The organism is Streptomyces sp. SM1 (genome assembly GCF_002910825.1).
Lineage (GTDB): Bacteria > Actinomycetota > Actinomycetes > Streptomycetales > Streptomycetaceae > Streptomyces > Streptomyces okerensis.
Genome location: NZ_NEUB01000976.1, coordinates 1 through 7150 on the forward strand (window position 1 = coordinate 1; position 7150 = coordinate 7150).

A 7150-nucleotide genomic window follows, 5' to 3' on the forward strand; every position below is an offset into this window, starting at 1 on the left:
CACCGCAGGCGGCACCCGGGCGGCGCTGCCCTCCGCCGCGCTGCTCGGCACTCACACCCTCGCGGTCACGGCCGTCTCCCGCCGGGAGACCACGGGTGGTTCGGCCCTGGCCCCCCTGGCGGCGCTGGCGACGACGGCGGCACTGACCCGGCTGGTCAGCACCCGCCGCCCCCGACTCCCGGCAGGCCGACGGGCAGCAGCCGCACCCGGTCTGCCGGGTTCCAGCCCGGCCGAGGGACCACAAGGGACCACCCATGCCCTCGCCACCGTCCTGGGAGCCGCCTACGCCGCCACGGCCACCCGGCCCTACTTCCACGCCGCGCTCAACCCCTCACCTCCGCTCACCCAGCGCGCGGTCGGCGGCGGGATCCGGGCCACCGTCCCCCTCCAGGCCGCGCTCGCCGCCCGTTCCGGCGCGACTGCCACGGCCCTCCTGGTCGCGGCCCTCGTCCCGGCCGGCCGGATGTTCGCCAGGAGAGCCGCCATGAGGAAGGTGAGCATCACGTGAGCCCGCACCCGAACCCGGACCATGCCGGCACCGGGGACAGCCGTTCCCCGGCCCGAAGCGGGAGCGGGAGCGGGAGTGGGAGCGCCGGTGTGTATCCCGCACGGGACGCGAGCGGGGACCGGCGCGCTCCCACCCCCCTCCGCTTCGGCTACGGCACCAACGGCCTCGCCGACCTGCGTCTCGACGACGCCCTCGCCCTGCTCGCCGACCTCGGCTACGACGGGGTCGGCCTCACCCTCGACCACATGCACCTCGACCCGCTCGCCCCGGACCTCGCCGCCCGTACCCGCCGGGTCGCACACCGGCTGGCCGCGCTCGGGCTGGGCGTCACCGTGGAGACCGGGGCCCGCTACGTGCTCGACCCCCGCCGCAAGCACGGCCCGTCGCTGCTGGATCCCGACCCGGACGACCGGGCCCGCCGCGTCGACCTCCTCCTCCGGGCGGTCCGCGTCGCCGCCGACCTGGGTGCCCACGCCGTGCACTGCTTCAGCGGGACCGTCCCCGACGGCACCGGCGAGGACACCGCATGGAAACGCCTCGCCGAGTCCCTCAGCCCCGTTCTGGACGCCGCCGCCACCGCCGGCGTCCCCCTCGCCGTCGAACCCGAGCCCGGCCATCTCCTCGCCACCCTCGCCGACTTCCACCACCTGCGGCGCACGCTCGGCGACCCCGAGCCGCTCGGCCTCACCCTGGACCTCGGCCACTGCCAGTGCCTCGAACCCCTCCCGCCCGCCGACTGCGTACGCGAGGCCGCCCCCTGGCTGCGCCACGTCCAGATCGAGGACATGCGCCGAGGCGTCCACGAGCACCTCCCCTTCGGAGACGGCGAGATGGACTTCCCGCCCCTCCTCGCGGCCCTCGCCGCCACCGGCTACCAGGGCCTGACCGTCGTGGAACTGCCCCGCCACTCCCACGCCGGCCCCCACTTCGCCGCCCGATCCCTTCCGTTCCTCCGCCGAGCCGCCCGGTCCGCGGACGCCACCACCCCCTCCGTCCCCGTCCCACCGCACGGCGATCCCTCCGCCACCCCCGAAGGGAGCACCACCCCATGACCCGCCCCCATGCCACCCCGGCCACTCCGGAGGCAGAGACCACCGGCAGACCGGTGGCCCCCGGTGACGGCACCACTCCCGCCCTCACCCCGCCCGCCGAGCTGCACGCCCGCCTCACCGAACGGCTGGGCGGAGCCGCCCGCGCCTGGCTCGACCAGGCCCTGGACGAGGCCTCCGCACGCCCCGGCACCCACGGGCCCATCTCCGTGTGGGAACTGCGCCTGGCCGAAGCCGGCCGCCGCTGCGGCCCCGCCCACGCCGACGCCGCCCGCGTCCTCATCCTGCACGCGGCCCGCGCCGACGCCGACGTGCTGACCCGGGTCTACCAGCAGGGCACCGCCGACGAACGCCGCGCCGTCCTGCACGCCCTGCCGCACCTTGTCACCGGCGCCGCCGCCCTCCCTCTCGTGGAGGACGCCCTGCGCACCAACGACACCCGGCTCGTCGCCGCCGCCCTCGGCCCCTACGGCGCTTGTCATCTGGACGCCCACGCCTGGCGGCACGCCGTACTGAAGTGCCTGTTCACCGGCGTCCCCCTCGACCAGGTGGCGGAGCTGGCCCGGCGCGCCACCGCCGACGCCGAACTCGCCCGCATGCTCGGCGACTACGCCGAGGAGCGCACCGCCGCGGGCCGCCCCGTCCCGGAGGACCTGCACCGCGTTCTGGCCCTGACCGGCTCCGCCACCCCGGCCCGGGTTACGGACGACCCCCACGGCAAGGAGTCCTGATGCGCATCTTCGACCCCCACATCCACATGACGTCCCGCACCACCGACGACTACGAGGCCATGTACGCCGCGGGTGTCCGCGCCGTCGTCGAGCCCGCCTTCTGGCTGGGCCAGCCCCGCACCTCGCCCGCCTCCGTCCTCGACTACTTCGACTCCCTCCTCGGCTGGGAACCCTTCCGCGCCGCCCAGTACGGCATCGCCCACCACTGCACCCTCGCCCTCAACCCGAAGGAGGCGGGCGACCCGCGCTGCACCCCCGTCCTCGACGAACTGCCCAGGTATCTGGTCAAGGACAACGTGGTCGCCGTCGGCGAGATCGGCTACGACTCCATGACCCCCGCCGAGGACGCCGCCTTCGCCGCCCAGCTCCAGCTCGCCGCCGACCACGGCCTGCCCGTGCTGGTGCACACCCCGCACCGCGACAAGCTCGCCGGCCTGCGCCGCACCCTCGACGTCGTACGCGAGTCCGCGCTGCCCATGGACCGTGTCCTGGTCGACCACCTGAACGAGACCACGGTCAAGGAGGCGAGCGACAGCGGCTGCTGGCTCGGCTTCTCCGTCTACCCGGACACCAAGATGGACGAGGAGCGGATGGTCGCGATCCTGCGCGCCCACGGCCCCGACCGGGTCCTGGTCAACTCCGCGGCGGACTGGGGCAGGAGCGACCCGCTCAAGACCCGCAAGGTCGCCGACCTGATGCTCGCCGAAGGCTTCACCGAAGACGACGTCGACCGGGTGCTGTGGCGCAACCCCGTCGCCTTCTACGGACTCAGCGGCCGCCTGAACCTCGACGTCCCCGCCACGGACGGCACCCACGACGGCAACTCCATCCTGCGCGGCGCACCGAGAGACGAACCCCGGCCGGCCGGTGCCTCCGCCACGGAGGCGTGAGCCATGCGCTTCCGCCACCCCGACGGCTCCACCGTCCACCTCGCCTACTGCACCAACGTCCACCCCGCCGAAACGCTCGACGGCGTCCTCGCCCAGCTCCGCGACCACTGCGAGCCCGTCCGACGCCGCCTCTGCCGGGACCGGCTCGGCATCGGCCTCTGGCTCGCCGAGGACGCCGCGCACGCCCTCGTCACCGACCCCGCCGCCCTGCGCGGACTGCGCTGCGAACTCGAACGGCGCGGCCTCGAGGTCGTCACCCTCAACGGCTTCCCCTACCGGGGCTTCGGCACCGGCGAGGTCAAGTACCGCGTCTACACACCGGACTGGGCCGACCCCGAGCGCCTGGAACACACCGCGGCCCTGGCCCGCGTCCTCGCCGGACTGCTCCCCGACGACGTCACCGACGGCAGTATCTCCACCCTGCCCCTCGCCTGGCGCACCGTCTACGACGAGCAGCGCGCACAGACCGCCCACACCGCCCTGCGCACCCTCGCCGAACGCCTCGACGCCCTCCAGGAACTCACCGGACGCTCCATCCGCGTCGCCCTGGAACCGGAACCCGGCTGCGTCGTCGAGACCACCCGGGACGCCATCGCCCCGCTCACCGCGATCGGCCACGACCGCGTCGGCATCTGCGTCGACACCTGCCACCTCGCCACCTCCTTCGAAGACCCGCACACCGCCCTGGACAACCTCACCCGGGCCGGTGTCCCCGTGGTCAAGTCCCAGCTCTCCGCCGCCCTGCACGCCGAACAGCCCCACCTCCCCGAGGTCCGCGAGGCCCTGGCCGGCTTCGCCGAACCCCGCTTCCTGCACCAGACCCGCACCTCCACCGCCGCGGGCCTGCGCGGCACCGACGACCTCGACGAGGCACTGACCGGCGACACCCTGCCCGACGCGGCTCCCTGGCGCGCCCACTTCCACGTCCCCCTGCACGCGGCCCCTACCGCACCCCTCACCTCCACACTCCCCGTCCTGAAATCCGTGCTGACCCGGCTCGTGGGCGGCCCGCACCCCCTCACCCACCACCTCGAGGTGGAGACCTACACCTGGCAGGCGCTCCCGCCCGGTCTGCGCCCCCGCGGCCGCACCCAGCTCGCCGACGGCATCGCCGCCGAACTCACCCTGGCCCGCGACCTCCTGACGGACCTCGGCCTGAAGGAGCTCCCATGAGCGACCCCACGCCCCTCCTCGTCCTCGACGTCGTGGGCCTCACCCCCCGTCTCCTCGACCACATGCCCCACCTCAAGTCGCTCGGCCAGTCGGGCTCCCGCGCCCCGCTCGGCACCGTGCTGCCCGCCGTCACCTGCGCCGCCCAGTCCACCTTCCTCACCGGCACCACACCCTCCGAGCACGGCATCGTCGGCAACGGCTGGTACTTCCGCGAGCTCGGCGACGTACTGCTGTGGCGGCAGCACAACGGCCTCGTCGTCGGCGACAAGCTCTGGGACGCCGCCCGCCGCGCCCACCCCGGCTACACCGTCGCCAACATCTGCTGGTGGTACGCCATGGGCGCCGACACCGACATCACCGTCACCCCCCGCCCGGTCTACTACGCCGACGGCCGCAAGGAACCCGACTGCTACACCCGGCCGCCCGCCCTGCACGACGAACTCACCGAGAAGTTCGGCACCTTCCCCCTCTTCCACTTCTGGGGACCCGGCGCCGACCTGGTCTCCAGCCAGTGGATCATCGACGCCACCCGCCACGTCATGGCCACCCGCCACCCCGACCTGACACTCTGCTACCTCCCTCATCTCGACTACGACCTGCAGCGCTTCGGCCCCGACGAGCCACGCTCCCTCAAAGCGGCCGCCGACCTCGACGCCGCCATGGCCCCGCTGCTGGACGACGCCCGCGCCGAGGGCCGCACCGTCGTCGCCCTGTCCGAGTACGGCATCACCCGCGTGACCCGGTCCGTGGACATCAACCGCGCCCTGCGCCGCGCGGGCCTGCTCGAGGTGCACACCCAGGACGGCATGGAGTACCTCGACCCCATGGCCTCCCGCGCCTTCGCGGTCGCCGACCACCAGCTCGCCCACGTCTACGTGCGCCGCCCCGAGGACCTGGAGGCCACCCGCGCCGCCCTCGACGGACTGCCCGGCATCGAGCAGCTCCTCGACGACGAGGGCAAGAAGGCCCACCACCTCGACCACCCGCGCGCCGGCGAACTGGTCGCCGTCGCCGAGCCCGACGCCTGGTTCACGTACTACTACTGGCTCGACGACGCCCGCGCGCCCGACTTCGCGCAGCTCGTCGAGATCCACCGCAAACCCGGCTACGACCCGGTCGAGCTGTTCATGGACCCCCTCGACCCCTACGTCAAGGTCAAGGCCGCCACCGCCCTGGCCCGCAAGAAACTCGGCATGCGCTACCGCATGGCGGTCGTCCCCCTGGACCCCTCACCTGTTCGGGGCAGCCACGGCCGCCTCCCCGCCGGCGACGACGACGGTCCGCTCCTCGTCTGCTCCACCCCCCGCGCTGTCGGCGACCGCGTCGCGGCCACCGATGTGAAACAACTCCTGCTCCGGCTCGCCGGACTCGGCTGACACGACACCCCGTGCGACCACCGCAGGTCCGACTACCGAGAGTGAAACACACGGCACTGACAACGGCCGGTCCCGGCGGCTCCGGAACCGGCCACGACCGAGAAGGCAGGCCACTCGTGACCCTGTACTCCGAACCCTCCCGCACCGATGCCGCCACCGCCGCCGACACCCCGGACGAGGGACTGCGCCGCAGCCTCGGCGTGGGCCGGCGCCGCTTCCTCACCACCTGCACCGCCGTGGCGGCCGGAGCCGTCGCCGCCCCCGTCCTCGGCGCGTCCCCCGCCCTCGCCCACGACAGGGGCGGAGACCACGGCCACGGTTACGGACATGGCCACGGCCGCGGACATGTGCTCGTCCCGCCGCACAAGCGCGGCATCATCCTCTACACCGTCCGGGACGCCACCGCCCGCGACCCCCTCGCGAGCGACCTGCCCTCCGGCTTCCGCGAGGTGTTCAGGCAGCTGGCCCGCCACGGCTACCGCCAGGTGGAGTTCGCGGGCTACCGCCAGCACGCGAACGCGCCCGGTGGCGACAACCTGGAAACCGTCCAGGGCGCCAGACTGCTGCGCCGCTGGCTCGACGACTACGGGCTGCGCTCCCAGGGCAACCACGGCTTCATCCCGTCCTCCTGGCCGCTGACCACGGCGGACAAGGACACCTTCAAGAAGCACCTCGAGATCGCCAACATCCTCGGCATGGACCACATGGGCACCGGAGGCGACCCCACCGGAAGCTCCTACCGCGCCGACTGGGACGTGGCCGCCGACAAGTGGAACGCCCTGGGTGCGATAGCCCGCCGTGAGGGCATCAAGCTCTACACCCACAACCACGACAGCGCCTACGGCTTCCTGCTCGACAGCGGCCCGCTGGACGACCAGGGCCGGCCCACCCGCAGCTCCGGCATCCGGAAGCTGGAGTACTTCCTGAAGGTCACCGACCCCAGGCTGGTCTGGCTGGAGATGGACATCTTCTGGGCGCATGTCGCCCAGTACAAGTTCCACACCTACACCGCCCGCGACGGTTCCAGCCGCAGGAGCGTCTTCGACCCGGCAGGCCTGGTCGCCCGCCACAGCAAGCGCTACCCGCTGTTCCACGCCAAGGACGGCGTCGTCGACACCACCAACGGCATGGGCTACGACATGGTGCCCTTCGGCACCGGGGACATCGACTACACGACGTTCTTCTCCCGGGTCGGGGAGCGGAACCACCGCAACCCGATGGTCGAGGACGACAACTCCCCGAGCGCCACCGACCCCGCGCAGTCGCTGCGCGAGGCCAAGATCAGCTACGACAACATGGCGGCCCTGCGCAGGCGGCGCCGCTGATCCGAACCGCCGCGGAACGGGCCGGCCGGCCCTGGTGTCCGGCCGACGGGGTCTCCCACCACCGCCCCGGCCCCCGCACGGGGCCCGGCCGGTGACCG

The 7150-nt window shown here is 73.5% G+C and carries 6 protein-coding genes and 1 pseudogene; all 7 read left to right on the forward strand.

Annotation, left to right across the window (positions count from 1 at the left end; all coding sequences use genetic code 11):
* Positions 1-508, forward strand: a pseudogene (locus tag B9S61_RS34305) (prenyltransferase); the annotation flags it as partial.
* A gap of 89 nt (positions 509-597) precedes the next feature.
* Entirely contained in the window at positions 598-1560 is a 963-nt protein-coding gene (locus B9S61_RS34310; protein WP_103545670.1) for a sugar phosphate isomerase/epimerase, read from the forward strand.
* Positions 1557-2288, forward strand: a complete 732-nt coding sequence (locus B9S61_RS34315) for an EboA domain-containing protein (RefSeq protein ID WP_103545671.1) — start codon at positions 1557-1559, stop codon at positions 2286-2288. Before B9S61_RS34310 ends, B9S61_RS34315 begins: the two co-directional genes overlap by 4 nt.
* Entirely contained in the window at positions 2288-3178 is an 891-nt protein-coding gene (locus B9S61_RS34320) for a TatD family hydrolase (RefSeq protein ID WP_181007660.1), read from the forward strand. The genes B9S61_RS34315 and B9S61_RS34320 overlap by 1 nt, the downstream gene beginning before the upstream one ends.
* 3 nt (positions 3179-3181) lie before the next feature.
* Positions 3182-4351 carry a metabolite traffic protein EboE gene (gene eboE / locus B9S61_RS34325; RefSeq protein WP_103545672.1) on the forward strand — a complete coding sequence of 390 codons (1170 nt, stop codon included), beginning with the start codon at positions 3182-3184 and terminating at the stop codon, positions 4349-4351.
* Entirely contained in the window at positions 4348-5727 is a 1380-nt protein-coding gene (locus tag B9S61_RS34330) for a nucleotide pyrophosphatase/phosphodiesterase family protein (RefSeq protein ID WP_103545673.1), read from the forward strand. The genes eboE and B9S61_RS34330 overlap by 4 nt, the downstream gene beginning before the upstream one ends.
* Before the next feature lie 116 nt (positions 5728-5843).
* Entirely contained in the window at positions 5844-7052 is a 1209-nt protein-coding gene (locus B9S61_RS34335; protein ID WP_103545674.1) for a sugar phosphate isomerase/epimerase, read from the forward strand.
* Positions 7053-7150: the final 98 nt, after the last annotated feature.